The organism is Pseudogemmobacter sonorensis, assembly GCF_042762395.1.
Taxonomy (GTDB): Bacteria; Pseudomonadota; Alphaproteobacteria; order Rhodobacterales; family Rhodobacteraceae; genus Pseudogemmobacter; species Pseudogemmobacter sonorensis.
On the sequence record NZ_JBEFZE010000007.1, the window covers coordinates 98268 to 123938 of the forward strand.

General features: G+C 69.1%; 16 protein-coding genes and 2 pseudogenes. 14 read left to right on the forward strand and 4 right to left on the reverse strand.

Going from position 1 to position 25671, the window contains the following annotated elements:
- Window positions 1–107: 107 nt before the first annotated feature.
- The 4 genes from ABNX41_RS07880 to ispG all read left to right on the forward strand — a co-directional run bounded on the left by ABNX41_RS07880 (window position 108) and on the right by ispG (window position 5021).
- On the forward strand, window positions 108–512 hold the full coding sequence (locus tag ABNX41_RS07880) for a hypothetical protein (protein ID WP_438669176.1): 405 nt from the start codon (window positions 108–110) through the stop codon (window positions 510–512).
- 596 nt (window positions 513–1108) lie between these two features.
- Window positions 1109–2338 (forward strand): 5-aminolevulinate synthase, encoded by a 1230-nt coding sequence (gene hemA / locus ABNX41_RS07885; RefSeq protein ID WP_438669177.1) that lies wholly within the window; start codon window positions 1109–1111, stop codon window positions 2336–2338.
- 121 nt (window positions 2339–2459) lie between these two features.
- Complete coding sequence (locus ABNX41_RS07890) at window positions 2460–3671, forward strand: helix-turn-helix domain-containing protein (protein ID WP_438669178.1); 1212 nt, start codon at window positions 2460–2462, stop codon at window positions 3669–3671.
- A 207-nt stretch (window positions 3672–3878) separates the two neighbouring features.
- The gene (gene ispG / locus ABNX41_RS07895; RefSeq protein ID WP_438669179.1) at window positions 3879–5021 is read left to right on the forward strand and encodes a flavodoxin-dependent (E)-4-hydroxy-3-methylbut-2-enyl-diphosphate synthase; all 1143 of its coding nucleotides are present in this window, start codon (window positions 3879–3881) and stop codon (window positions 5019–5021) included.
- A gap of 24 nt (window positions 5022–5045) precedes the next feature.
- On the opposite strand, the gene ABNX41_RS07900 is transcribed toward ispG, so the two are convergent.
- Window positions 5046–5813: a DsbA family protein gene (locus tag ABNX41_RS07900; protein ID WP_438669180.1), complete on the reverse strand. Its 768-nt coding sequence runs from the start codon at window positions 5811–5813 to the stop codon at window positions 5046–5048.
- Window positions 5814–5906: 93 nt separating this feature from the next.
- Between ABNX41_RS07900 and ABNX41_RS07905 the strand changes: the two genes are divergently transcribed.
- From ABNX41_RS07905 to ABNX41_RS07925, 5 genes are all read left to right on the forward strand, one after another.
- Window positions 5907–7070 carry a pyridoxal phosphate-dependent aminotransferase gene (locus tag ABNX41_RS07905; protein WP_438669230.1) on the forward strand — a complete coding sequence of 388 codons (1164 nt, stop codon included), beginning with the start codon at window positions 5907–5909 and terminating at the stop codon, window positions 7068–7070.
- A 183-nt stretch (window positions 7071–7253) separates the two neighbouring features.
- Window positions 7254–8579: an N-acetylmuramoyl-L-alanine amidase gene (locus ABNX41_RS07910; protein ID WP_438669181.1), complete on the forward strand. Its 1326-nt coding sequence runs from the start codon at window positions 7254–7256 to the stop codon at window positions 8577–8579.
- Between the two features lie 144 nt (window positions 8580–8723).
- On the forward strand, window positions 8724–11261 hold the full coding sequence (locus ABNX41_RS07915; protein WP_438669182.1) for a penicillin-binding protein 1A: 2538 nt from the start codon (window positions 8724–8726) through the stop codon (window positions 11259–11261).
- 101 nt (window positions 11262–11362) lie between these two features.
- Window positions 11363–12484, forward strand: coding sequence for a peptide chain release factor 2 (gene prfB / locus ABNX41_RS07920; protein ID WP_438669183.1), 1122 nt, complete (start codon window positions 11363–11365; stop codon window positions 12482–12484).
- Window positions 12485–12935: 451 nt separating this feature from the next.
- Window positions 12936–13697, forward strand: coding sequence for a DUF2189 domain-containing protein (locus tag ABNX41_RS07925; protein ID WP_438669184.1), 762 nt, complete (start codon window positions 12936–12938; stop codon window positions 13695–13697).
- 94 nt (window positions 13698–13791) lie between these two features.
- Here ABNX41_RS07925 and ABNX41_RS07930 read toward each other — a convergent pair whose 3' ends face one another.
- From ABNX41_RS07930 to ABNX41_RS07940, 3 genes are all read right to left on the reverse strand, one after another.
- Window positions 13792–14292 (reverse strand): bactofilin family protein, encoded by a 501-nt coding sequence (locus ABNX41_RS07930; protein ID WP_438669185.1) that lies wholly within the window; start codon window positions 14290–14292, stop codon window positions 13792–13794.
- A complete protein-coding gene (locus ABNX41_RS07935; protein ID WP_438669186.1) occupies window positions 14282–15625 on the reverse strand; it encodes a DUF5930 domain-containing protein in 1344 nt (447 codons plus the stop codon). The genes ABNX41_RS07930 and ABNX41_RS07935 overlap by 11 nt, the downstream gene beginning before the upstream one ends.
- 427 nt (window positions 15626–16052) lie before the next feature.
- A complete protein-coding gene (locus tag ABNX41_RS07940; RefSeq protein ID WP_438669187.1) occupies window positions 16053–16526 on the reverse strand; it encodes a peroxiredoxin in 474 nt (157 codons plus the stop codon).
- A gap of 577 nt (window positions 16527–17103) precedes the next feature.
- Between ABNX41_RS07940 and ABNX41_RS07945 the strand changes: the two genes are divergently transcribed.
- The 5 genes and pseudogenes from ABNX41_RS07945 (at window position 17104) to lpdA (ending at window position 25650) form a co-directional block, all read left to right on the forward strand.
- A complete protein-coding gene (locus tag ABNX41_RS07945; protein ID WP_438669188.1) occupies window positions 17104–20703 on the forward strand; it encodes an AsmA-like C-terminal region-containing protein in 3600 nt (1199 codons plus the stop codon).
- Window positions 20703–21731 (forward strand): annotated as a pseudogene (queA, locus tag ABNX41_RS07950) (tRNA preQ1(34) S-adenosylmethionine ribosyltransferase-isomerase QueA); the annotation flags it as partial. The gene ABNX41_RS07945 and the pseudogene queA, both read left to right, overlap by 1 nt.
- Before the next feature lie 242 nt (window positions 21732–21973).
- Window positions 21974–23221: pseudogene (locus tag ABNX41_RS07955) on the forward strand (MFS transporter); the annotation flags it as partial.
- A 358-nt stretch (window positions 23222–23579) separates the two neighbouring features.
- Window positions 23580–24176 (forward strand): DUF924 family protein, encoded by a 597-nt coding sequence (locus ABNX41_RS07960; protein WP_438669189.1) that lies wholly within the window; start codon window positions 23580–23582, stop codon window positions 24174–24176.
- Window positions 24177–24252: 76 nt separating this feature from the next.
- Entirely contained in the window at window positions 24253–25650 is a 1398-nt protein-coding gene (lpdA, locus tag ABNX41_RS07965; RefSeq protein WP_438669190.1) for a dihydrolipoyl dehydrogenase, read from the forward strand.
- The last annotated feature ends 21 nt before the right edge of the window (window positions 25651–25671 follow it).

Consider the following 25671-nt stretch of genomic DNA (forward strand, 5'->3'; position numbering starts at 1 on the left):
ACCGGGGCCGTCCGGCCCGGACCGGATGGGCGGAACCGGGACGCGGGGGTGGAAATTGGCATATGCTGCCGCCTGTATATGGGGTGTGACCTGAAGAGGAGGGTCTGATGAAACGGTTTGCGATGATCGGCGCCGCGCTGGCGCTTGCCCTTGGAACGGTGTCGGCCTCGGGGCAGGCGGATGCGGTCGAGACGGCGGAACTGGGGAAATCCACGGTCACGCTGCATCCGCGCGATTTCCTGACGGCGGAGGAACTGGCGCTGCTGCGGCTGGTGCTGGTGAACGACCAGGCGCTCGCGGTCTTCGTGCAGGGCGGCGCGGGCCATGCCGCGCTGGCGGTGGCGCCGGCCGAGGGGTTGATCCGCGCGGGCAAGCCGGTGGCCTCGGCGGTGGCGCTGTCGGAACTGCCCGATGCCGACACGGCGGCGGCCGAGGCGCTGAAAGCCTGCGAGGCGGCCCGGAGCGGCGGCGCGGCCTGCGAGATCGTGCTTGAGGTCGAAACCCGGCCCTGAGCGGCGGGCGGGCCGGGGGAGGGGCGTCGGGAGGGGCGTCCGGGATGTTTCGCCCCGTGTCGCGCGGCGCCTTCGGCGGCGATCTCGCGAAGGCTGGCCCCCGGAGATTGGCCTTCGGAGAAGGACCCCGGCGTATGGTTCTCGGAAATTGATCTCTGATGTCGGCCCGAAAAAACGAGTCTTTCGAGACTGATCCCCGGCCACCCGATCCCGGAGCCGACATTGGCGCCATTGCATCACCGAATGAGCCCGGAAGACTTTGCCCAAAGACTGGCCGGGAAGACCGGGCCTTCTGAGGCGGGTCGCGCTCTTCCGACATCCGCGGACGGAATCCGGGGGGCGCGAAGGCGCAACTGCACCGGAGACCGCCGACAGCAAAACGCTTCGGCATGTATTCACGTTCGGGAAACCGCTCCGGCGCGGAAAACCACCGGCAGGGGAAAAGCTATATATGGGGGGCGACAATTCGCCCTCTGTTTCCTGGCCCGGTCTTGATGCAGGTCAAGGGCGGGGATGGTCAGCGGGTTTAGAATTGATATAAACACCACCGGCCCGCATGATGAACTGGCCCGCACAAAGACGTGAGGACGCGACCCATGGATTACTCTGCCGCTCTCGACCGGGCCCTCGGACGGTTGCATGACGAGGGGCGCTACCGCACCTTCATCGACATCGAGCGTCGTCGCGGCCAGTTTCCCAAGGCGGTCTGGACCCGCCCCGACGGATCCGAGCGCGAGATCACCGTCTGGTGCGGCAACGACTATCTGGGCATGGGCCAGAACCCCGAGGTGCTGGCCGCCATGCACGAGGCGCTGGACGCCACCGGCGCCGGATCGGGCGGCACGCGCAACATCTCGGGCACCACGGTCTGGCACAAGCGGCTGGAGGCCGAGATCGCCGACCTGCACGGCAAGGAGGCGGCGCTGGTCTTTTCCTCGGCCTATATCGCCAACGACGCCACGCTTTCCACGCTGCGGCTGATCTTTCCCGGGCTGATCATCTATTCCGACGCGCTCAACCACGCCTCGATGATCGAGGGCGTGCGCCGCTACGGCGGCGAGAAGCGGGTCTTCCGCCACAACGACCTCGACCATCTGCGCGAACTGCTTGAGGCAGACGATCCGGCGGCGCCCAAGCTGATCGCCTTTGAATCGGTCTATTCCATGGACGGCGATTTCGGCCCGATCAGGCAGGTCTGCGACCTGGCCGAGGAATTCGGCGCGCTGACCTATCTGGACGAGGTCCATGCCGTGGGCATGTATGGCCCGCGCGGCGCGGGCGTGGCCGAGCGCGACCGCCAGATGCACCGCATCGACATCGTCAACGCCACCCTGGGCAAGGCCTTCGGCGTCTTCGGCGGCTATGTCGCTGCAAGTGCGAAGATGGTGGATGCGGTGCGCTCCTATGCGCCGGGCTTCATCTTCACCACCTCGCTGCCGCCGGTGGTGGCGGCGGGGGCGGCGGCCTCGATCCGCTTCCTGAAGGGCGCGGGCGGGCGGGCCCTGCGCGAACGCCACCAGGCGCAGGCGGCGGCGCTGAAGCTGCGGCTGCGCGGCCTTGGCCTGCCGATCATCGACAACGGGTCACATATTGTGCCCGTCCATGTCGGCGACCCCATCCATTGCAAGATGCTGTCGGACATGCTGCTTGAGCAGTTCGGCATCTATGTGCAGCCGATCAACTTCCCCACCGTGCCGCGCGGCACCGAAAGGCTGCGTTTCACCCCCTCTCCGGTGCATGGCCCGGCCGAGACGGACGCGCTGGTGCGGGCGCTCGACAGCCTTTGGGGCCATTGTGCGCTGAATCGCGCCGAAGCCTCGGCCTGAGCCATCCTGCATGTGCAAAACCGCTTGCCCTGTGCTAGCGTCTCCGCAATACGACTTCCGGTGAGTCGCCCCGGCGGCATCACCGGGACAAAAAGCAGGCACCTCAAGGGACAGGTTTCGCATGATCGGCTGGAGGTCAAAACCTCAGGCAGCGGAAGACGAGAAGCCGAAGGGCTTCGATGATTTCGATCTTCGTCTGGGCGACCTGATGCGGGGCGAACGCGCCACGCTTGGAAAATCGCTTCTGGATGTTCAGCGCGAGCTGAAGATCAAGGCGACCTATATCGCCGCCATCGAGAATGCCGATGTCTCGGCCTTCGAAAGCCCGGGCTTCATCGCGGGCTATGTGCGGTCCTATTCGCGCTATCTGGGCATGGACCCGGACGAGGCCTTCCGCCGCTTCTGCCTTGAGGCGGGCTTCACCCCGGCCCATGGCATGTCGGCGGGCGCGGCGCCCGCGCGGGCGGCCCAGGTGCGGGTGCGCAACGAACAGGCCGATCCGCTGGCCAGCGCCGCCTTCATCCCCAAGGGTGAATCGGTGCTCAGCCGGATCGAGCCCGGCGCGCTCGGCTCGCTCGGCGTGCTGGTCGTGCTGATCGGCGCCATCGGCTACGGCGGCTGGTCGCTGTTGCAAGAGGTGCAGCGCGTTCAGCTTGCCCCGGTGGATCAGGCGCCTTCGGTGGTGGTCTCGATCGACCCGCTGCAACCAAGCGGCTGGCCCGCCGCCCCGGTCGGAACCCAGGGAGGGACCGATATGGCCGATGCCGGGGCCGCGGCGGCCGCCGTGCCGGGGACTTCCAGCGATGCCGCCGACCGCCTCTACCGCCCCGAGGCGCTGGATGTGCCGGTCCTGACCTCGCGCAACGGCCCGATCGCTGCGATCGATCCGCGCGCGGGCGGCTCGACCGTGTCCGGCGTGGCGGCGGGCGGTATCGACGCCGCCGTCGCCGAGGCGCTGGCGGGGGGTGACGTTCAGGTCACCGCCGAGGTCAAGCCCGGGGTCGAGGTGCTTGCGGTGCGCCCGGCCTGGGTGCGGATCGTATCGGCCGACGGCACGGTGCTGCTGGAAAAGATCCTCGACGCGGGCGAGCGTTTCGCGGTGCCCGCGCTTGAGGAACCGGCGCGGCTGCGCACCGGCAATTCCGGCGGGGTCTATTTCGTCGTCAATGGCGAGACCTACGGCCCGGCCGCCCCCGGCGCCAATGTGGTCAAGGACATTGCGCTTTCCGCCGAGGCCCTGACCGACAGCTTCGCCGAGGCCGACCAGGCCCGCGACCGCGATCTTGAGCGGATCATGACCGCCGATGCTTCTTCGGCGGTTTCCACCAACTAGGGCTTGCGGGCCGGGGCCTGTCGGCCTGGGCCCTTTGATGGGGCGCGGGCCGGGACACGGTCCGGCCCGATCCTGGGTCGGGGCCGATCCGGCCCGGGGCCAGCGATGCGCCGCGTCACCTTCCGCTGATCGGATGCCCCCGCCGGTTGCCGCGCGGGGGCTTCGCGTCTATCTATCGTGCCAGACGTTCCTCGGAGTGACCGGAGCATGAGTCTCAACCCCATTCGTCCCTGGCGCAACATCGAGCGCCGCCAGAGCCGTCAGATCATGGTGGGCTCGGTCCCGGTGGGGGGCGACGCGCCGATCACGGTGCAGACCATGACCAACACCCTGACCCCCGATGTGGCGGCCACGCTGGACCAGATCAGCCGCGCGGCGGCGGCGGGGGCCGATATCGTCCGGGTCTCGGCCCCGGATGTGGAATCGACCGCGGCGCTGCGCCAGATCACCCGCGAAAGTCCGGTGCCCATCGTCGCCGACATTCATTTCCACTACAAGCGCGCCATCGAGGCGGCCGAGGCGGGCGCGGCCTGCCTGCGCATCAACCCCGGCAATATCGGCGATGCGCGGCGCGTGGCCGAGGTGGTGAAGGCGGCGAAGGACCACGGCTGCTCGATCCGCATCGGGGTGAATGCGGGCTCGCTGGAGCGTCACCTGCTTGAGAAATATGGCGAGCCCTGCCCGGATGCGATGGTGGAATCCGGGCTCGACCATATCAAGCTTTTGCAGGACGCCGATTTCCACGAATACAAGATCTCGGTGAAGGCCTCGGACGTGTTCCTGGCCGCCGCCGCCTATCAGCAGCTTGCCGCCGCCACCGACGCGCCGATCCATCTTGGCATCACCGAGGCGGGCGGGCTGGTCGCGGGCACGGTGAAATCGGCGATCGGGCTGGGCTCGCTGTTGTGGTTCGGCATCGGCGACACCATCCGCGTCAGCCTCTCGGCCGATCCGGTGGAAGAGGTCAAGGTCGGATACGAGATCCTGAAATCGCTGGGCCTGCGCACGCGGGGGGTGCAGATCATCTCCTGCCCCAGTTGCGCGCGGCAGGGGTTCGACGTGATCAAGACCGTCGAGGCGCTGGAGCAGCGGCTGGAACATATCAAGACGCCGATGTCGCTGTCGATCATCGGCTGCGTGGTGAACGGCCCGGGCGAGGCGCTGATGACCGACATCGGCTTCACCGGCGGCGGCTCGGGCAAGGGCAACGGCATGGTCTATATGGCCGGCAAGCAAAGCCACAAGATGTCGAATGCCGAGATGATCGACCATATCGTCGAACTGGTCGAGAAGCGCGCTGAAGAGATCGACGCCGCCGAAGCCGCCGCCGCGAGCCAGGCGGCGCAGTAAGGCGCCGCCGAGGGCCCCCCGCGATCAGCCGTCCAGCCGTTCCGCCGCGACGATCTGGCGCAGCCCGTCCAGCGCCACATAGCCGCGCACCAGCGCCTCGCCGATGACGAAGGTGGGCGTCCCGCTCAGTTCCAGGGCGCCGGCCAGGGCATAGTTCCGGTCGATCACCGCCTGCACCGCCGGATCCTGCATCCTGGCCATGATCGGGCCCGGCTCATGGCCCAGTTCCGCCGCCAGCCGCTCCAGCGTCGCCAGATCGGCGGCGCCGCGCAACGAGAACAGCGCGTCATGCGCCGCCTTGTAGGCCGCGTCGCCATGAAGCTGCCGCACCGCGATGGCGAATTTCGAGATCATCACCGAAGCATCGCCAAGAACCGGCAATTCCTTGAGAACGAAGCGGATATTTCCGTCCGAGGCCACCAGCTCATGCACCTCGTCATAGGCCTGGTGGCAGTAGCCGCAGCGGTAATCCATGAATTCGACCACGACCAGATCGCCCTGCGGATTGCCGCCCGACCAGTCGTCCGCGCTTTCGAAGATCGACGCGCGATGCTCTTCGACCAGCAGCAGGTCGCGCTCGGCCGCAAGGGCCTCCTCGCGGACCTGAAGCACCGACATCGCCTCAAGCAGCACCTCGGGGTTTTCCAGAAGATAGGCCCGCACCGCATCGTTGAAGGCCGCGCGCTCTTCCCCGGTCATGTCCAGAAGCCCCCCGGCCCGCGCCCCAGCGAAAGGCAGCAGGGCGGCGCCCGAGATGAGCAGGGCGGCGGCAAGGGAAAGGCAAGGGCGCATGGTCGGTTTATCCTGATCCGGGGTTGACCAACCGCCCCGCCGGAAGGCAGTCAGGCGGCAGCGGGAAGCAGGACGGACCATAAGGGGCGGATGATGGGCAGATCAAGGCAGGGTTCGCAAAGAGGCGATGTCGATCCCTTCATCGTGATGGATGTGATGGAGCGCGCGCGGCTGGCCGAGGCCTCGGGCCGCCATATCGTGCATATGGAGGTGGGCCAGCCCGGCACCCCCGCGCCCGAGGGCGCGCGGCGCGCGCTGGCCTCGGCGCTGGACCGGCCGCTTGGCTATACGGTGGCGCTTGGCCTGCCGGAACTGCGCGCAGGCATCGCGCGGCTTTACGCGCGCTGGTATGGCGTGGACCTCGATCCCGGCCGGGTGGTGGTGACGCCGGGCTCTTCGGGTGCGTTCCTGCTGGCCTTCACGGCGCTTTTCGACGCGGGTGCGCGGGTGGGCCTGGGCGAGCCTGGCTATCCCAGCTACCGCCAGATCCTGCGCGCGCTGTCGCTGACGCCCGTCGGCATCCAGGCCAGCGTCGAGAACCGCCTGCAGCCCGTCCCCGCCGATCTTGAGGGCCACGACCTCGACGGGCTGATCGTCGCCTCGCCCGGGAACCCTTCGGGCACGATGCTGGACCATGGCGCGCTTTCGGCGCTGGTCGGCTGGGCCGAGGGGCGGGGCATCCCCTTCGTCTCGGACGAGATCTACCACGGCCTGCATTACGGCGACCGCGCGGTCAGCGCGCTGGAAATCTCGGACAGCCCCTGGGTGATCAACAGCTTCTCGAAATATTTCTCGATGACCGGCTGGCGCATCGGCTGGATGGTGGTCCCCGAGGACCAGGTCCGCCGGGTCGAGCGGCTGGCGCAGAACATGTTCATCTGCCCGCCCCATGTCAGCCAGGTCGCGGCGCTGGCCGCGCTGGATTGCATCGACGAGTTGGAGGCCAACCGCGCCGTCTATGCCGAAAACCGCCGTCTGATGCTGGCCGGGCTGAAGGAGGCGGGGTTCGAGCGGATCGCGCCGCCGGACGGGGCCTTCTACATCTATGCCGATGTGTCGGAACTGACCGCCGACAGCCTGGCCTTCGCGGCCGAGATCCTGGACCGGGCCGGGGTGGCGGTGACGCCGGGGCTCGACTTCGACCCCAGGCGCGGCGCCCGCTGGCTGCGGTTCTCCTATGCGCGCGGCACCGAGGATATCGTCGAGGGGCTCGCGCGGCTCAAGGCCTTCATGGCCGGGCGGCGGGCTGGGGGCTAGGACGGGGGACCGCGCCGAGTTGAATGGACTTCGCGCGCGCCTTGCCGGATAGTCGGCGCGAAGGCCGCCGGATCCGCCGGGACGGGATTTCCCGGGGGTGGCGCCGGGGGGCGGGCGTCCCGCAACGAAACGAAAAGACGGCAGGCCCCGGCGACGGGACGCGGGCGACAGGACGGGGCGGGAATGGGGCGGCTCAAGGCGATTTTCCTTTGCATGCTGATGGCCTTCGCGCCGACGGTCGCGGGCGCCGAGGGGGCGGGGCCCTCTGACGCCGGAACCGCCGATGCCAGCCCCCCTGATGTCGGCCTCCCTGATGCCGGATCTTCGGGAGCGGGCCCCGCAGACGGCGGCACGGGCCTTTCGGCGCTGGCGCGGTTCGACGCCCAGGCCTCCTCGATCCGGGCCGAGGGGCGGGGGCTGGCGCTCGATCTGGGCATCGGCCAGCCGGTGCCCTGGCGGGTGCGCGTGCTGGATGCGCCGCCGCGGCTGATCCTCGACATGCGCGAGGTGGACTGGAGCGGGATCGAGCGCCTGAGCCTGCCCGCGCCCCGGGCGGTGACGCTGCGGGCGGGCACCTTCCGCGCGGGCTGGTCGCGGCTGGTGCTGGAACTGGACGGCCCCTATCTGGCCGACCTGGCCGAGATGCGCACCGGCGCCCAGCATTCGGGCGCCGGCGCCGAGGTGCGGCTGCGGCTTTCGCCCGCCGATCCCGGCGCTTTCGCCGCCGCCGCCGCGCTGCCCGAGCCCGAGGAATGGCGCCTGCCCGATGCCGCCGATCTGCCCAGGCCCGCCGCGCGCGGCGAGGGGCCCTTCGTCGTCGTCCTCGACCCCGGCCATGGCGGCATCGACCCCGGCGCCGAGAAGGACGGGCTGAAGGAGGCCGACCTGATGCTGTCCTTCGCGCGCGAGTTGAAGGAGCATCTGTTGCGCGACGGCCGCTTTCGCGTGGTCATGACGCGCGAGGAGGATGTCTTCGTGCCGCTGGAGACCCGGATCTCGGTCGCGCGCGAGGCGGGCGCGCATGTCTTCCTGTCGCTTCACGCCGATGCCCTGGCCGAGGGCGAGGCGCAGGGCGCCACGCTCTACACCCTGTCAGAAGAGGCCAGCGACGAGGCCTCGCGCGCGCTGGCCGAACGGCATGAGCGCGACGACCTTCTGGCCGGGATCGACCTTTCGGACCAGGACGACGTGGTGGCAACGATCCTGATGGACATGGCCCGGACCGAAACCCGCCCCCGGACCGAGCGGCTGGCGCTGGCGCTGGAGACCGCGATCACCGGGGCGGATCTGCGCATGCACCGCAAGCCACGCCAGAGCGGCGGCTTCTCGGTGCTGAAATCGCCAGACATTCCCTCGATCCTGATCGAGTTGGGCTTCATGTCCTCGGCCCGCGATTTGCGGCGGCTGACCGATCCCGACTGGCGCGCCCGCATGGCCGAGGCGCTGCGGGCGGGGCTTCTGGACTGGGCGGCCGAGGATCTGGCGATCCGCGCCGCGCGCGGGGACTGATGGCGACCTCCCCGGGGGGGGCCACAATCCTGCGTGATCTCGCCTGCGTGATCCCGCCAATCCCGCCCGATCCGGCCCGCGGCGGGGTTTCGAGCAGCAAGACCCTCTGGTATAGCAGGGGCCTGACAAAGGGGACGTTTGGAAGTGCTGCGATTCATCGGCGCGTTCTTCGGGGCGATTTTCACGGCGGTCACGCTGGGCATCTTCTTCGGCGCGCTGACCATCGGCGCGATCTTCTGGATGTATTCGCGCGACCTGCCCAGCCATGAGGTGCTGGCGGGCTATGCCCCCTCGACCATCAGCCGCATCTATACCGGCGAGGGCCGGATCCTCGACGAATTCGTCAACAACGGCGAGCGGCGGCTGTTCGTCCCGGCCGAGGATATTCCCGACCTCGTGAAACAGGCCTTCATCTCGGCCGAGGACAAGCATTTCTACACCCATGCCGGCTATGACGCGGGGGGCATGATCTCGGCCCTGCGCGACGCGGTGGTCTCGCGCGGGCAGGACCTGCGCGGCGCCTCGACCATCCCGCAGCAGGTGATGAAGAACATGCTGCTCTCGGGCGAGCGGCGCGGCACCCGCGGGATCGAGCGCAAGATCCGCGAGATCATCCTGGCCACCCGGCTGGTCGAGACGCTGTCGAAGGATCGCATCCTTGAGATCTACCTCAACGAGATCTTCCTCGGCCTGAACAGCTACGGCGTGGCGGCGGCGGCGCAGACCTATTTCAACAAGACCCTGGACGAGCTGACCCCGGGCGAGGCCGCCTATCTGGGCGCGCTGCCGCAACGGCCGGGCAACCTGCATCCGGTGCGCCAGTATGACGATGCGGTCTGGCGCCGGAACTACGTCCTGCGCGAGATGTGGGACAACGGCTATATCGACGAGGCCACCTATCTGGCCGAGCGCGAACTGCCCCTGAGGACGGTGCAGAGCGGCGACTACCCGTCCTTCCGCGACGCGCTGCCCGACCGCAGCTATTTCACCGAGGAAATCGCCCGCCAGCTTTCGGCCGATTTCGGGCGCGACGAATTCTACAACGGCGGCCTGACCATCCGCGCCACCATCGACCCCGAATTGCAGCGCGAGGCGGAACGCGCGCTGCGCAGCGCGCTGGAACGCTATGACCGCGGCCTCGGCCGCTGGCGCGGCACCGGCGAGACCATCCCCGCCGAGGCGCTGGAAAGCGAAGAGGCCTGGCGCGCCGCGCTGGCCTCGGTCGAGGTCGCGCGCGACATCGACGGCTGGTTCGTCGCCGTGGTGCGCGAGGTGGGCGACCGCGAGATGCGGATCGGCATCGAGGGCGTGACCGAGACCGGGGCCGAGCCGCAGGTGGTCCCGCGCAACGACATCGAATGGATGCGCGGCAGCTTCCACGACAATTTCAAACCCGGCGACGTGGTCCATGTCCGCCGCATGACCCGCGACAGCGACGGCGGCTTCATGCGCTGGACGTTGCGCCAGGTGCCGCTGGTGCAGGGCGCCTTCATGGCGATGGATGTGAACACCGGCCGGGTGATCGCGATGCAGGGGGGCTTTTCCTACCAGCATTCGATCTGGAACCGCGCCACCCAGGCGATGCGCCAGCCCGGATCGTCCTTCAAGCCCTTCGTCTATGCCGCAGCGCTGGATTCCGGCTTCACCCCGGCGACGATCGTGATCGACGCGCCGATCGAGGTGAACACGCCCCAGGGGCTGTGGACGCCCAAGAACGCCTCGAACCGCTTCTATGGCCCGACGCCCCTGCGCACCGGGATCGAGCAGAGCCGGAACCTGATGACCGTCCGCCTGGCCGAAGAGATCGGCATGGATGTCGTCGCCTCCTACGCCGAAAGGTTCGGCGTCTACGACCGGCTGGGGCCCTATCTGGCCAATGCGCTCGGCTCGCAGGAGACGACGCTGTTCAAGATGGTCGCGGCCTATGCCATGTTCGCCAATGGCGGCGAGCGGGTGGAGCCCACGCTGGTCGACCGGGTGCAGGACCGCTACGGGCGCAATGTCTATGTCCATGACAGGCGCGAATGCCTGGACTGCACCCTGGCCGAACTGCCGCGCGGCGCGGGCGTCACCCTGGTCTCGAAGGGCGAGCGGGTGATGGATGCGATCACCGCCTACCAGCTCACCTCGATGATGGAGGGCGTGGTCAAGCGCGGCACCGCGCGCGGCATCAACCTGCCGGTGCCGGTGGCGGGCAAGACCGGCACCACCAACGATTCCAAGGATGTGTGGTTCATCGGCTATACGTCGAACATCGTGGCGGGCTGCTATATCGGCTTCGACCAGCCGCAAAGCCTTGGCAGCGTCTCGGGCGGCGGCACCTGCGGCCCGGTGTTCGAGACCTTCATGCGCGCCGCGATCAAGAAGCATGGCGGCACCGCCTTCAAGGTGCCCCCGGGCGGCTATTTCGTGAAGATCGACCGTTTCACCGGCGCGCGACTGCCCGACAATGCCACCGGCGACCATGTGGTGGCGGAATATTTCCGCGAGGGCGAGGATCCGATCTTCGGCATGGGCGCGTTGGTGGATGGCGGGTTCGAGATGGGCCAGAACCTGCCGCTTTACGCCTATGGCGAAACCGCCGGGGCGCGGTCGGAATCGGTGACCACCTCCACGGGCGAGACCGTCGTCATTCCTGGCAAGGCCGATTTCGGCACGGTGTCCTCGGGCGGGCTTTACTGAGCCTTCCCTCCCCCCCCCTAGCGCCCGCGGAGCGCCCCCGCGCTCTTGTCTCGCAACGGGGCAGGGGATATGAGCCTCACCGAAGATCGAGAGGGTGAAAGATGCGCGCCGAAACGCAAGGCTATATCGAACAGATCCGCAAATCCCTGGGCCTTCTGGCGCAAAGGATGGACTGGGAGACGGCGCCCCACCGGCTTGAGGAATTCAACGCCCTGATCGAACAGCCCGACCTGTGGAACGATCCCGCCCGGGCCCAGAAGCTGATGCGCGAGCGTCAGGCGCTGATGGATGCGGTCAACGGCTACAAGCTGATCGAGGCCGGGCTGAACGACAATGTCGAGCTGATCGAACTGGGCGAGGCCGAGGGCGAGGAGGCGCTGGTCGCCGAGGCCGAGGAGGCGCTGAAGGCGCTGGTCGACGTGGCCGCCTCGAAAGAGCTTGAGGCGCTCTTGAACGGCGAGGCCGACGCCAACGACACCTTCCTTGAGATCAACGCGGGCGCGGGCGGCACCGAAAGCCAGGACTGGGCCGAGATGCTGGCGCGGATGTTCACCCGCTGGGCCGAGCGGCGCGGCTTCACGGTGGAACTGCTGTCGGAAACCCCGGGCGAAGAGGCCGGGATCAAGTCGGTGGCCTACAAGGTCTCGGGCCACAATGCCTATGGCTGGCTGAAGACCGAAAGCGGCGTCCACCGGCTGGTGCGGATCTCGCCCTTCGGGTCGGGCGACAAGCGCCAGACCTCTTTCGCCAGCGTCTGGGTCTATCCGGTGGTCGACGACAATATCGAGATCGAGGTGCTGGACAAGGACATCCGCATCGACACCTTCCGCTCTTCGGGCGCGGGCGGCCAGCACGTCAACAAGACCGACTCGGCGGTGCGGATCACCCACTTCCCGACCGGGATCGTGGTGACCTCGTCCCTGAAGTCCCAGCACCAGAACCGCGAGATCGCGATGAACGCGCTGAAGGCCCGGCTTTACCAGATGGAGCTGGACCGGCGCAGCGCCGCCACCAACGAGGCCCATGACGCCAAGGGAGATGCGGGCTGGGGCAACCAGATCCGGTCCTATGTGCTGCAACCCTACCAGATGGTGAAGGACCTGCGCACGGGGCATGAGACCTCGGACACGCAGGGCGTGCTCGACGGTGATCTGGACGGGTTCATGGCGGCGACGCTCGCGCTCGACATGGCAGGCAAGAGCCGGGCCGACGCCGAGGAGTGAAGCGGCCCGGGTCGGGGTGGCTGGGCAAGGGTCGCCTGGGCGGGCTGCGGTCAAATTGTTCCGGGCTGGCCTTTGGGGGCTGGGTGACCTTGAGGGCGGGCTGGCCTTGGAGGGGACTGTCTTGCGGCGGAAGCCTCTTCAGGCAAGCTTTCTTCCGGCTCAAATTTTTTCCGGCATCGTGAAAAATCACCTCAGACAGAGCATGTTCCTGCCCTGATCGTGCCGATTTGCGCGATCCCGGATCCGCCGGGGCCACCGCATGGGGTTTCCATCGCTCTGTCAGGCCCCGGTTCTGCGAACGGGCTGCGGAATGGGGCCCTGCGGCCTGATCCGCAACCGCGCGTCTTTCGGCGACCCCCGGGTGCCCCCGGCCCGGCACATAAATCGCATTGAAAATACATGTTTGTGAAGCCCCCCCCGGCACATAGGTTGCCCGAAAGGAGGAGCCGACATGAACGCGGAAGCCGATCCGCCCGTGATCGGGCATCTTGAACCGGCGGACCTGCGCGAGGCGCTGGTCCGGGGCTGGCGCGATTTTCGTCGCGCGCCGCTTCTGGGGCTGTTCTTCGCGGGGGTCTATGTGCTGGGGGGCTGGCTCGTGGTCTGGGCCCTGACCGCCGAGGGCCGGATCTGGTGGACTTTGCCCGCAGCCGCGGGCTTTCCCATCCTGGGGCCCTTCATCGCCTGCGGCTTCTATGAGATCTCGCGCCGGCTGGAGCGGGGCGAGGCGCTGGACCGGCGCGGCATCCTTGCCGTGGTCTTCCGGCAGAAGGACCGCCAGATCCCCTCGATGGCGGCGGTGATCGTGGTCTATTTCCTGTTCTGGAACTTTCTGGCGCATATGGTCTTCGCGCTGTTTCTGGGCCGGGCGGCGATGATCAACGTCTCGACCTCGCTCGCCATCCTCGCCACGCCCGAGGGGCTTGCCTTCCTGGTGGCCGGGACGCTGGTGGGGGCGGGCTTCGCGGCGCTGCTCTTCGCGCTGACCGTGGTCAGCCTGCCGATGCTTCTGGACCGCGACGTGGATTACGTCACCGCCATGATCACCAGCTTCGCGCTGGTGCGCGAGAATCCCTGGCTGATGTTGGGCTGGGGCGCGCTGATCGGCGCCGGGACCTTCCTTGCGATGCTGCCCGGGTTCCTGGGGCTGTTCCTGGTGCTGCCGGTCTTCGGCCATGCGAGCTGGCATCTCTATCGCCGCGCCATCGGCTGAGACATGCGAAAGCCCCGCCGGGACGGGCGGGGCCTTGCGAAACGAAGCCGGGCCGGATCGCCCGGGTCCCTATCTTTCAGGGGGCCTGGATCCCTCAGGGGGCCTCGATGGCCTCGGCCTTCAGCGGCGGGGCCAGGGCGGCGGGGCGGCCCTGGGCCAGCGGATCTTCCTGGCGCTGGACCGAGCCCTCGAAATGGGCGCCCGATTCGATGGCGATGGTCTTGTGGATGATGTCGCCCTCGACCCGCGCGGTCGAGGTCAGGCGCACCTTCAGCCCGCGCACCCGGCCGATCACCCGGCCGTTGACCACGATGTCGTCGGCGACGATCTCGCCCCGGATGGTGGCGGATTCGCCGACGGTCAGCAGATGGGCGCGGATGTCGCCCTCGACCGTGCCCTCGACCTGGATGTCGCCGGTGGTGCGAAGATTGCCCACCACGGTCAGGTCAGACGACAGCACCGAGGCCACGGTCTTGCCCTTGGGCGAAGAGGTCGAGAAGTCCATCGTAGGTTTGGTCACCGGGGTCTCCGCCGTCTTGGTCTTTTCCGACTCGGATTTGGTGCCCGGTTCGTTGATACGGCTCTTAGAAAACATTTCTGGCTGCCCTTATGAAGTTCATCGGATTGACGGCGGTGCCGCCGATGCGGACTTCGTAGTGAAGATGAGTGCCGGTCGACCGGCCCGAATTGCCCATATCACCGATCCGGTCTCCGCGCGATACCTTTTGTCCGACCTGCACACGGATCTGTGACATATGGGCGTAGCGGGTCTCGATCCCGAAGGCGTGCTGGATCTTCACCAGACGCCCGTAGCCGGACTGCCAGCCCGCGAAGGTCACCACCCCGTCGGCCGTCGACAGGATCGGCGTGCCGTAAGGCCCGGCATAGTCCTGCCCCTCATGCCGCCGCCTTCCGGCGCCGAACGGGTCGTTGCGGGTGCCGAAGCCCGAGGTCATGCGGATGCCCCCGGCCTTGATCGGGCTGTCGAAGGGGGCCATGAAGGCGGCGATGCGGTAGAGATCCATCTCTTCCATCGCCTTGAGGATGGCGTTCGCGCGCGCCTCTTCCGGCGTGAGCGCGCCGCCCATGGTCGAGGCCGAGATCGGCGACAGCGGCCCGCCGCTGCCCGAATAGCCCCGGCGCACCGTGGCGATCAGGTCCGAGGGGTTCAGCCCGGCATCGCGGAACATCTTGTCCAGGGGGCCGATCGAGACCTCGACCGCCTCTTCCAGCTTGGCGAAGATCGCGTCGTTGCGCAGCTTTTCGGTGCGGCGGTCCTGTTCGGCGGCGATCAGCTCGGCCCGGGTCGCCTCGGCGATGGCCTCCTTGGCGTCGCGCTCCTCGGCGGTGCGGCCAAGGGCAGAGGTCAGATAGCCGAGCGTCAGTTCGGTATCGCGGATCCGGCCCATTTCGGTCGCGCCGCCGCTGCCCTGCTCGCTCATCACGAGGCCGAGGCGCTCGATCTCGGCGCGGGCCTCGTCGCGTTCGCGGATGACGCTGCGCAGGGTGTTCTGGACCACGTCGATCCCGGTCTCCAGCTCGCGCCGCCGGTCTTCCGAGGCGAGCAGCATCTCCTGCATGGCCGAGACCTGGTCGAGGGCGAAGTTGAACCGCTCCTGGGCCTGGACCGCCTCTTGCGCGCGCAGGTCGCGGTCCGAGGACAGCAGGGCGAGCCTTTGCTCGAACATCTGGCTCTGGCGCTGCGACTGTTCGCGGGCGGATCCGGCGCCGATGGTCTGCATCATGATCAACGCGGTGGCGACGATGGTCCATGCGAGGCCAAGCGCGCCCACGGTGACGACGAAGGTCTGGGTCAGCGGGCGCAGCCGGATGAAATGGGTGCCGTGGTCCGATTTCAGGAACAGGCGTTGTTCGGGGAAGTAGCGTTCCAGCGCCGAATTGATGCGGAAGGCGATGCGTGTGAGCACGAAGTTCGGTCCCGGTCCTTGGAAGCCCGCTGGCCGATCCGGCCTGGGGCGGTCTGTCTGGCCCGGACATCAGGGACCGGGCGGGCGAGGCCGGGCGGGCGAGGATGGGCGGGGCAGGGGGCGACCGCGCCCCTCGTCCCGGCCCCGGCGAAGCCATCCCCCCGGCGCGACCTGATTAGCGGCGCGATCACAGCCCCGCAACAATCTTGACCGGCCGAGGCCGGAACCGTGCCGATCCGGCGGGATTGTCGGCAAGATCCTGCCGATGGACGGAAAATCTGCGCGGGTTCGGGGAACCGGCGGCGCCGATGGACGGTCCGGGCGGGGTCGTGCGGTGATGGGCAGGGCCGTGCCGGATCGGGCGGGATCGGTGTCGCGGTCGGGGGCCGCGCGTCCCGTCCCGCCCGCGCCGAAGCCGGGAACGGGCTCAGAGCGTCTCGGCCGCCGCCAGCACCTCCTCGGCATGGCCCTTGACCGAGACCTTGGGCCAGACCCGGGCGATCTTGCCCGCGCCGTCGATCAGGAAGGTCGCGCGGGTGATGCCCATGTAGGTCTTGCCGTAATTCTTCTTCTCGCCCCAGACGCCATAAGCTTCGGAAACGCCCGCGCCCTCGGCGGCATCCGAGGCCAGGATCACCGACAGCCCGTGCTTGGCGCAGAATTTGTCATGCGCCGTAACGCTGTCCTTCGAGATGCCGATCACCACCGTCTGCGCCGCCGCGAACCGATCGGCGAGCCGGGTGAAATCCTGCGCCTCAAGCGTGCAGCCGGGGGTGTCGTCCTTGGGGTAGAAGTAGAGCACCACCTTGCCGGGGCGGAAGGCGGAAAGCGTCACGCTTGCCCCGCCATCGCGCGGCAGGGTGAAGTCGGGGGCGATGTCGCCTGCGGTCAGATGGGTCATGGGCGGCCTCTTGCTTTCAGGATCATGTGACTTTCCCTTCTTGTTGTCTTCGGTTCAGAATAAAGGCAAGGGGCGGAGGGGTCGGCGGAGGGTCGCACCACCCGTTTCCGGCCACCTTCGGGGGTCGGAAGGGGCTTTGAGGGAGAGGCCCGGGACAGGGCTTTCCGGCATGGGGTTCGGGGGCGGCGGCCTCTCCGGCCCGGTCGGGGCGGAAAAGCGCGGCTCAAGCCGCCGGGAACTGCGGGCGAAGCGGGCCGGGGCGCGCGCGGGACAAGAGGCAAGGGCGCAATTGAACGGGATCGGGCAAGACCCTGCCGGAACGGAGGACAGGTCGGAGCGGATCGGCGCCGCGCCGCCGCCCGTTGGTGTTCTGCCCGCCGGTGCCCTGCCGGTTGGTGCCTTGCCGGTCGATGCCGCTGCCACCACCGCAGCCGCCGCCGTCGACCCCGCGCCTGCCGACTCGCCGCCTGCCGCCCCGGCGCCGGTCGCGGCCCTGCCCGTCGACGCCGCTTCCGCACTGGTCCAATCGGTCCCCGCAGCCACTGCGCCGGCGGCAGCCGCACCGGCCGGATCCGCCATGGACCCGACAGCGCCGGAGCCCGCAGTGCCCCCGCCGGTCGAATTGGCATCGGCAGACCCGGCACCGGCGCCCGAGGTTCCCGCCGTTGCCTCGGCAGCCCGCGCCCCGATCGCACCCGCACCCGCGCCCGCCATCGCTCCGCCGGATGGTGGCGGCAAGGCCAATAGCGGCGCGGCCGGGCGGGAGCGCCGCCGCCGCGCGCCGGCCCGTCCGGCCTTGCGCCTGGGGCTGCGGCTGGCCTTCGTGCTCGCGCTGCTGGTCCTTGGCGTGGCGGGGGCGGGCGTGGTGCTGACCGGGCGGGTCATCCCGCTGCCGGTCGTCGCCGTCGCGGGGATCGAGGGGCAGCTCAACGCCCTTCTGGGCGAAAGCCATCTGAACCAGGGCGAGTCGATCTCGCTCGGGGGGGTCGAGATCGCGGTCGGCCGCGATCTGGTGCCGCAATTCACCCTGCGCGACCTTCGGCTGATCGAGGGCTCGGGCCAGTCGGTGGTCGCGCTGCCCGAAATCCGCGCGGCGCTCGCCCCCGGGGCGCTGTTGCGCGGCGAGGTGCGGCCCACCTCGGTCCGCGTCACCGGGGCGCGGATGGCGATCACCCGCGATGCCGAGGGCCGGATCGGGCTGAGTTTCGGCGGCCTTTCGGGCGCCGAGGGCGCGCAGGATCTGGCGCAGACGCTGGAGGCGCTGCATCGCATGTTCGAAAGCCCCGTCCTGTCGCGCCTGCGGGTGATCGAGGGCGAGGCGCTGGCGCTGACGCTTCAGGATGCGCGGGCCGGGCGGGACTGGCAGATGGGCGACGGGCGGCTGGTGATCGAGAGCCGCGCCGATGCGCTGGCGGCGGAACTGGGCGTCTCGCTTCTCGACGGCGGCTCGCCGGGGCGGGTGACCATGACGCTCGAAAGCTCCAAATCGGATGCCTCGGCGCGGTTCTGGGCCTCGCTCGACCGGATCGACGCCGGGGATCTTGCCGCGCAGGCGCCGCCTCTGGCGCTGCTTGAGGTGATCGAGGCGCCGATCTCGGGCCGGATCCTGGGCGAGCTGGATGTCGAGGGGCGGATGGGCCGCTTCGAGGGCGAATTGAGCGTGGGCGAGGGCCGAATCCATCCCGCGGGCGGCGGGCGCGCCATCCCCTTCGAGCGCGGCGAGGCCGCCCTGCGCTACGATCCCGGGTCCCAGCGGGTGGTGCTGGACCGGCTTTCGGTGGAAAGCGCCTCGCTGCGGCTGGAGGCCGGCGGCACCGTCGATCTGGTCGATGCCTCGGGCGCGCCCGCGGGGCCTGGGGAATTGCCCGACGCGCTGGTCACGCAGCTTGAGTTCAAGGGCGTGATGGTCGACCCCGAGGGGCTTTTCGAGGCGCCGGTGCGGTTTTCCGAAGGTGTCGCCAGCGCGCGGATCTGGCTGCGGCCGTTCCGCGCCGATGTGGGGGAACTGGTCCTGCGCGAGGGCGAGGAATATATGCGGCTTTCGGGGCGGCTGGAGGTGACCGGCGACGAGACCAGCCTTCCGGGCGGGATCCCCGCCGAAATGCCTGCCGCCGAAATGCCTGCCGCCGAAATGCCTGCCGAGGACGGCTGGGAAGGCGCGCTGGATGTCGAGTTGAACCGGATCGACACCGAGCGGCTGATGCGGCTCTGGCCCCTGGTCGCCGTGCCGCGCACCCGCGACTGGCTGGCGCAGAACGTGGGGCAGGGCGAATTGACCGATGTGACCGCCGCCCTGCGCCTGATCCCGGGGCGCGAGCCGCGATTCGCGCTCGACTACAAATTCTCGGGCGCCGAGGTGCGCTTCCTGCGCACCCTGCCGCCGATCTCGGACGGGCATGGCCGGGCCTCGATCTTCGGCAATGTCTATACGCTGGTGATGGAGGGCGGCCATGTCACCGCCGCCGCCGGGGGCCAGGTCGATGTCGGCGGCTCGGTGTTCCAGGTGCTCGACATCACGCAGCGCCCGGCCCAGGCCGAGGTCACGCTGCACACCGACGCCAGCCTGACCGCCACGCTTTCGCTGCTGGACCAGGAGCCGTTCCGCTTCATCTCGAAGGCCGGGCGCCCGGTCGACCTGGGCGAGGGGCGCGCGCGGCTGCGCACGGTGATGCGCTTTCCGATGGTGCCCAGGGTCGCGCCCGCCGATGTCTCCTACGAGGTCACCGGGCGGATCGGCGGCTTCTCCTCGACCCTGCTGGTGCCGGGGCGGGTGGTGCGTGCCGAGGCGCCCGAATTGCGGGTGACCCCGCGCGGCATGGTGGTCGAGGGGGCGTTCACGCTGGACGGCGTGGCGGCGACGGCGCGGTTCGACCAGCCCTTCGGCGCCGATGCGGCACCGGCGCGGCTGACCGGCAGCCTTGGGCTGGGCGCGGGGGATCTGCGCAAGCTGGGCGTCGATCTGCCCGAGGGCTGGCTGACCGGCGAGACGCCCGCCGAATTCTCGGTCGATCTGCCGAAGGGGGGCGTGCCGGTGCTGCGGCTCACCTCCGGTCTTCGCGGGGCCGGGCTGCGGATCCCGCCCCTGGGCTGGTCCAAGGGCACGGGCACGGCGGGCCAGCTTGAACTGACCGCGCGCCTCGGCCCGGTGCCCGAGGTCAGCCGCTTCGCGCTGACCGCGCCGGGGCTGGTGGCCGAGGGCGCGATCACCCTGCGCGCGGGCGGCGGGCTTGAGGCGATGCGGCTCGACCGGCTGGTGGCTGGAAGCTGGCTGGACGCCAGCGCCGAAATCCGGGCGCACGGCCAGGGCGCGGGCGTGACCCTGCGGCTGACCGGCGGACGGCTTGAGGTTTCGGGCCTGCCGCAGGGCGCGGGGGCCGGAGCAGGGGCCGGAGCGGGGGCGGGGGGCGCGACGCTGGCCGCCCCGATCGAGGTCAATCTCGACCGGCTGTCGATCGGCCAGGGGCTGGCCCTGACCGGATTCTCGGGCAAGTTCACCCCGAAATCGGGCGGGCTCGACGGCAATTTCGTCGCCGCCGTCAATGGGGCGGGCCGGGTCGCGGGCACCGCCATGCCCTGGAACGGCGGCACCGCGCTTCGCATCACCTCGCAGGATGCCGGGCGGGTGATGGCGGCGGCGGGGATCTTCCGGGGCGGGCGGGGCGGCAGTCTGGACCTGACCCTGCAACCCCTGGGCGCGGCCGGGCGCTATCGCGGCCAGGCAAGCTTCGGCGCCCTCTCGGTCCAGAACGCGCCCGCCCTGGCCGAGATGCTGGCCGCCGCCTCGGTCATCGGGCTTCTGGAGCAGTTGAACGGCCAGGGCATCGTCTTCACCGAGGGCGACGTGGAATTCACCGTCCATCCCGACGGGATCCAGATCGAACGGGGCGCGGCGATCGGCGCCTCGATGGGGATCTCCTTCGAGGGGCTTTACCGCAACGGCCGGGGCGGCGCGCCCGGAACGGTGGACATCCAGGGCACCATCTCGCCGATCTATCTGATCAACGGCATCGGCCAGATCTTCACCCGAAAGGGCGAGGGGCTGTTCGGATTCAGCTACCGCCTGACCGGATCCGCTGCTAATCCGCGCGTCGGCGTGAATCCCCTGTCGATCCTGACCCCGGGGATGTTCCGCGAGATATTCCGGCGCCCGGCGCCGGTTCTGGACGGCGGGGGCTGATGCGGCTTTCAGATTTCGACTTCGACCTGCCCGAGGCGTTGATCGCCACGCGCCCCGCCCGCCCGCGCACGGCGGCGCGGCTGCTTTTGGCGCAGGGCGATGCGATCGCCGACCTGCATGTGCGTGACCTGGTCGAGGTCCTTCGCCCCGGCGACCGGCTGGTGCTGAACAACACCCGGGTGATTCCGGCCCGCCTTTTCGGCACCCGCCGACGCGGCGCGGCGGAGGCGAAGGTCGAGGTCACCCTGCTGGAGCCCCAGGCCCAGGGCTGGCGCGCGCTGGCAAAGCCCCTGCGCAAGCTGCGCGAGGGCGAGGAGATCCGCTTTTCCGACCGCCTCTCCGCCCGGGTGCTGGCGAAGGGGGAAACCGATCTGACGCTCGTCTTCGATGCCGAGGGCGAGGCGTTCGAGGCCGCCCTGGCCGAGACCGGCGCCATGCCGCTGCCGCCCTATATCGCCGCCCGACGCCCCGCCGACGCCCGGGACCGCGAGGATTACCAGACCGTCTTTGCCCGCCATTCCGGCGCGGTTGCGGCACCCACGGCCAGCCTGCATTTCGACGCCGCGCTGTTGCAGGCGCTGGCGGCCATGGGCGTAGCCTTCACCGAGGTGACGCTGCATGTCGGCGCGGGCACCTTCCTGCCGGTCAAGGTCGAGGATGTGACCACCCACCGGATGCATTCCGAATGGGGCGAGGTCTCGGACACCGCCGCCGCCGAGATCGCCGCCACCCGGGCGGCGGGCGGGCGGGTGATCGCGGTGGGCACCACCGCCCTGCGGCTGATCGAGACCGCCGCCCGGGGCGGAGAGATCGCGCCCTGGCAAGGGTTTACCGATATCTTCATATATCCGGGCTATCGGTTCCGCGTGACCGATGCGCTGATGACCAATTTCCACCTGCCGAAATCGACGCTGCTGATGCTGGTCTCGGCCCTGATGGGGAAGGACCGGATGGACCGGATCTATGGCCATGCCATCGCGGAGGGCTATCGGTTCTTCTCTTACGGCGATGCCTCGCTGCTGGTGCCGGATGCGGTGCCGGGGGCGGATGAGGGGAAGGGCGGGGCGCCGGATGTGGTGGGGCCGCCGGAAGTGGGGCGTCCTGACTTGGGTCTTGCCGGGGCGGGTCTTGCCGAGGCGGGCGCGCCGGATGCGGGCACCTCGGACGCGGGCACCTCGGACGCGGGCACATCGGACGGGCGCGCGCGGCACATGGGCGCGCAAGACGGCGGCGCCGGGATCGGCCGTCGCGCAGAAGGGGGGAAGACCGCATGATCCGCGTCCTGATCACGACCTGGCCGCTTTTGCTGGGCGTGCTGCTTCTGATGCTGGGCAACGGGGTGCAGGGCACGCTTCTGGGGATCCGGGGCACGCTGGAGGCGTTTTCGACCTTCCATATCTCGCTTGTGATGTCGGCCTATTTCCTCGGCTTCCTGATGGGGTCGCGGCTGGCGCCGCATCTGATCCACCGGGTCGGCCATGTGCGCGTCTTCGCCGCGCTCGGCTCGCTGATCTCGGCGGTGCTGGTGGTCTATCCGATGCTGGTCGAATGGCAGGCCTGGGCGCTGATGCGGATCGTCATCGGCTTCGGCTTCGCCGGGATATACATCACCGCCGAAAGCTGGCTGAACAACGCCGCCACCAACGAGACGCGGGGCCAGACGCTTTCGGCCTATATGATCGTGCAGATGCTGGGGATCATCGCAAGCCAGGTGCTGCTGACCTGGGGCGATCCGCTGGGATACGAGCTGTTCCTGATCCCTTCGGTGCTGGTCTCGCTCGCCTTCCTGCCGATCCTCTTGTCGGCGACCCAGGCCCCGGTTTTCGAGAGCACCGCGCGGCTTGGCTTCCGCGAGCTTTTCGCGATCTCGCCCCTGGGCTGCGTGGGGATGCTGATCTCGGGCGGCGTGTTCTCGGCGATGTTCGGCATGTCCTCGGTCTGGGGCACCATGAGCCTGCTGAGCGTCAAGCAGATCGCGCTTTTCACCTCATGCCTCTATATCGGCGGTCTGGTGCTGCAATATCCGGTCGGCTGGCTGTCGGACCGGGTGGACCGGCGGCGGATCATGCTGGGGCTGGCGCTGACCGGGGCCTTCGTGCTTGCGCTGGCGGCCTTCTTCCCGCTGCCGTTCTGGGCGCTGCTGTTCGTGGCGGCGCTGGTGGGCGGCATCACCTATCCGATGTATTCGCTGCTCATCGCCTATACCAACGACTATCTGTCGAAAGAGCAGATGGCGGCGGCTTCGGCGGGGCTGATCTTCCTCAACGGCTTCGGCGCGATCTTCGGCCCGCTGGTCACCGGCTGGCTGATGGGCGAGGTCGGGCCGCGCGGGTTTTTCCTTTTCATGGGCCTGCTTTACGCGATTCAGGCCTGCTATGCCCTGTGGCGGATGCGCAGGCGGGCGACGCCTTCGGTCACCGGGGGGTTCGTGGGGCTGACCCCGACCGCCTCGCCCGTGGCCGCGATCTCGGTGATCGAGGCCGCGCCCGACATCGGCCCCTCGCCCGAGACGCCCGAGGCGGCGCTGGCGGCGGCCGAGGCGCTGGTGATCCAGCCCGCACCAGCGCCGGAGGCGGAGCCGACCGCGCCGCTTCCGGAGGCGGAGCCGACCGCGCCTTCTGCCGAGGCGGAGCCGACCGCGCCGCCACCGGAGGCAGGCCCCGGGGCCCCCGGGCGTGAGCCCGCCGAGGCGCCCGCGCCCGAAAACCGCCCCGACCCGGAAAACCGCTGAGACCCCGAAAACCGCCGTTCCCCGCAAGGCCGAGGTTGCGCCGCAACCGATCCCCTGCCAGTCTGGCCTCAACCGAGACGGGCAGGGGCAGGGCCGCTAGGCGCGGATCCCCCGCCCGCATCACCAAGGGGCGGGGAGGGGTGCCATGTCGGATCCGGTCGAGGTTCTGGAATTCTGGCTGGGCGAGATCGGGCCCGAGGGCTGGTATCTCGGCTCGCCCGAGATCGACGACGCCTGCGCCACCCGCTTCGGCGAATTGTGGCAGGCGCTCGACGGCGGCGGGCTGGAGCATTGGGTCGACGGCACGGTGGGCACGCTGGCCTATCTGGTGGTGGCCGACCAGTTTTCGCGCAACATCCATCGCGGCCGGGCCGAGGCCTTCGCCACCGATGCCCGTGCCCGCGCCGCCGCCCGCCGCGCCCTGGACGAGGGCTGGGACATGGGCGCGCCCGAGCCCGACCGGCAGTTCTTCTACCTGCCCTTCGAACATTCCGAGGACCCCGCCGACCAGGATCTCGCCCTGCGGCTTTTCGCCGAGCGGATGCCGGAAAGCCCCGAAAGCCTGCTGCATGCCCGCGCGCATCGCGAGATCATCCGCCGCTTCGGCCGCTTTCCCTTCCGCAATGCCGCGCTCGGCCGCGAGAGCACCGAGGCTGAGGTCGGCTTCATGAATGCGGGCGGCTATGCCGCCCTGGTCGAAAGCCTGCGCGACGCCCCTGAAAGCCATGCAGAGGGCGCATAGGCCCCCGGCCCGGCCCCGGTTGCGCGGATCAGGGGTATAGTTTAAGGGTAAACCACTTTTCCACGGGAGGTTTGGAATGGCGGATCAAAGCTTCGATGTCATCGTGATCGGTGCGGGCCCGGGGGGCTATGTCGCCGCGATCCGCGCGGCCCAGCTCGGGCAGAAGGTGGCGGTGGTCGAGCGCGAGCATCTTGGCGGCATCTGCCTGAACTGGGGTTGCATCCCGACCAAGGCGCTCCTGCGCTCGTCCGAGGTGTTCCACCTGATGCATCGCGCCAAGGAATTCGGGCTCAAGGCCGATGGCATCGGCTATGACCTCGCCGCCGTGGTCGCGCGCTCGCGCGGGGTGGCCAAGCAACTGGCGGGGGGCGTGGGCCATCTGCTGAAGAAGAACAAGGTCACCGTGGTGATGGGCGCGGCGACTTTGGCCGGAAACGGCAAGGTCGAGGTCAAGACCGAGAAGGGCGCCGAGGTGCTGAGCGCGAAGAACATCATCCTCGCCACCGGCGCCCGCGCCCGCGAATTGCCGGGGCTCGAGGCCGACGGCGATCTGGTCTGGAACTACAAGCACGCCCTGGTCGCCAGCCGGATGCCGAAGAAGCTCCTGGTCATCGGCTCGGGCGCGATCGGCATCGAATTCGCCAGCTTCTTCAACACGCTCGGCGCCGAGACCACCGTGGTCGAGGTGATGGACCGGATCCTGCCCGTCGAGGATGAGGAGATCTCGGGCTTCGCGAAGAAGCAATTCGTCAAACAGGGGATGAAGATCCTGGAGAAGGCGGCGGTGAAGAAGCTCGACCGCCATCCCGGCAAGGGTGTGACCGCCCATATCGAGCAGGACGGCAAACTTGCCACCCAGGAGTTCGACACCGTGATCTCGGCCGTCGGCATCGTCGGCAATGTCGAGGGGCTGGGGCTTGAGGCGCTTGGCGTCAAGGTCGACCGCACCCATGTCGTGACCGACGAATATTGCCGCACCGGCGTCGCGGGCCTCTATGCCATCGGCGACATCGCGGGCGCGCCCTGGCTTGCCCACAAGGCCAGCCATGAGGGCGTGATGGTGGCCGAACTGATCGCGGGCGGCCATCCGCATCCGATCAAGCCCGGCTCCATCGCCGGCTGCACCTATTGCACGCCGCAGGTGGCCTCGGTCGGCCTGACCGAAGCCAAGGCCAAGGCCGCGGGCCATGAGATCCGCGTCGGCCGCTTCCCCTTCATCGGCAACGGCAAGGCCATCGCCCTGGGCGAGCCCGAGGGGCTGGTGAAGACCGTCTTCGACGCGAAAACCGGCGAGCTTCTGGGCGCCCATATGGTGGGCGCCGAGGTGACCGAACTGATCCAGGGCTATGTCGTCGGTCGCACGCTGGAGACCACCGAGGCCGAACTGATGGAGACCGTCTTCCCACATCCGACGCTGAGCGAGATGATGCATGAATCCGTGCTGAACGCCTATGGCCGCGCGATCCATTTCTGACCCCGCGCGGGCAGGGGCGCG

Bases quoted from the DNA above. Each gene is read 5' to 3' on its own strand.
- ABNX41_RS07940 (WP_438669187.1), bottom strand. From the start codon at position 16,526: ATGACCCATCTGACCGCAGGCGACATCGCCCCCGACTTCACCCTGCCG.
- ABNX41_RS07880 (WP_438669176.1), top strand. From the start codon at position 108: ATGAAACGGTTTGCGATGATCGGCGCCGCGCTGGCGCTTGCCCTTGGA.
- lpdA (WP_438669190.1), top strand. From the start codon at position 24,253: ATGGCGGATCAAAGCTTCGATGTCATCGTGATCGGTGCGGGCCCGGGG.
- ABNX41_RS07900 (WP_438669180.1), bottom strand. From the start codon at position 5,813: ATGCGCCCTTGCCTTTCCCTTGCCGCCGCCCTGCTCATCTCGGGCGCC.
- ispG (WP_438669179.1), top strand. From the start codon at position 3,879: ATGAGTCTCAACCCCATTCGTCCCTGGCGCAACATCGAGCGCCGCCAG.
- ABNX41_RS07910 (WP_438669181.1), top strand. From the start codon at position 7,254: ATGGGGCGGCTCAAGGCGATTTTCCTTTGCATGCTGATGGCCTTCGCG.
- ABNX41_RS07925 (WP_438669184.1), top strand. From the start codon at position 12,936: ATGAACGCGGAAGCCGATCCGCCCGTGATCGGGCATCTTGAACCGGCG.
- ABNX41_RS07890 (WP_438669178.1), top strand. From the start codon at position 2,460: ATGATCGGCTGGAGGTCAAAACCTCAGGCAGCGGAAGACGAGAAGCCG.
- ABNX41_RS07945 (WP_438669188.1), top strand. From the start codon at position 17,104: ATGGACCCGACAGCGCCGGAGCCCGCAGTGCCCCCGCCGGTCGAATTG.
- ABNX41_RS07930 (WP_438669185.1), bottom strand. From the start codon at position 14,292: ATGTTTTCTAAGAGCCGTATCAACGAACCGGGCACCAAATCCGAGTCG.
- ABNX41_RS07905 (WP_438669230.1), top strand. From the start codon at position 5,907: ATGGGCAGATCAAGGCAGGGTTCGCAAAGAGGCGATGTCGATCCCTTC.
- hemA (WP_438669177.1), top strand. From the start codon at position 1,109: ATGGATTACTCTGCCGCTCTCGACCGGGCCCTCGGACGGTTGCATGAC.
- ABNX41_RS07960 (WP_438669189.1), top strand. From the start codon at position 23,580: ATGTCGGATCCGGTCGAGGTTCTGGAATTCTGGCTGGGCGAGATCGGG.
- prfB (WP_438669183.1), top strand. From the start codon at position 11,363: ATGCGCGCCGAAACGCAAGGCTATATCGAACAGATCCGCAAATCCCTG.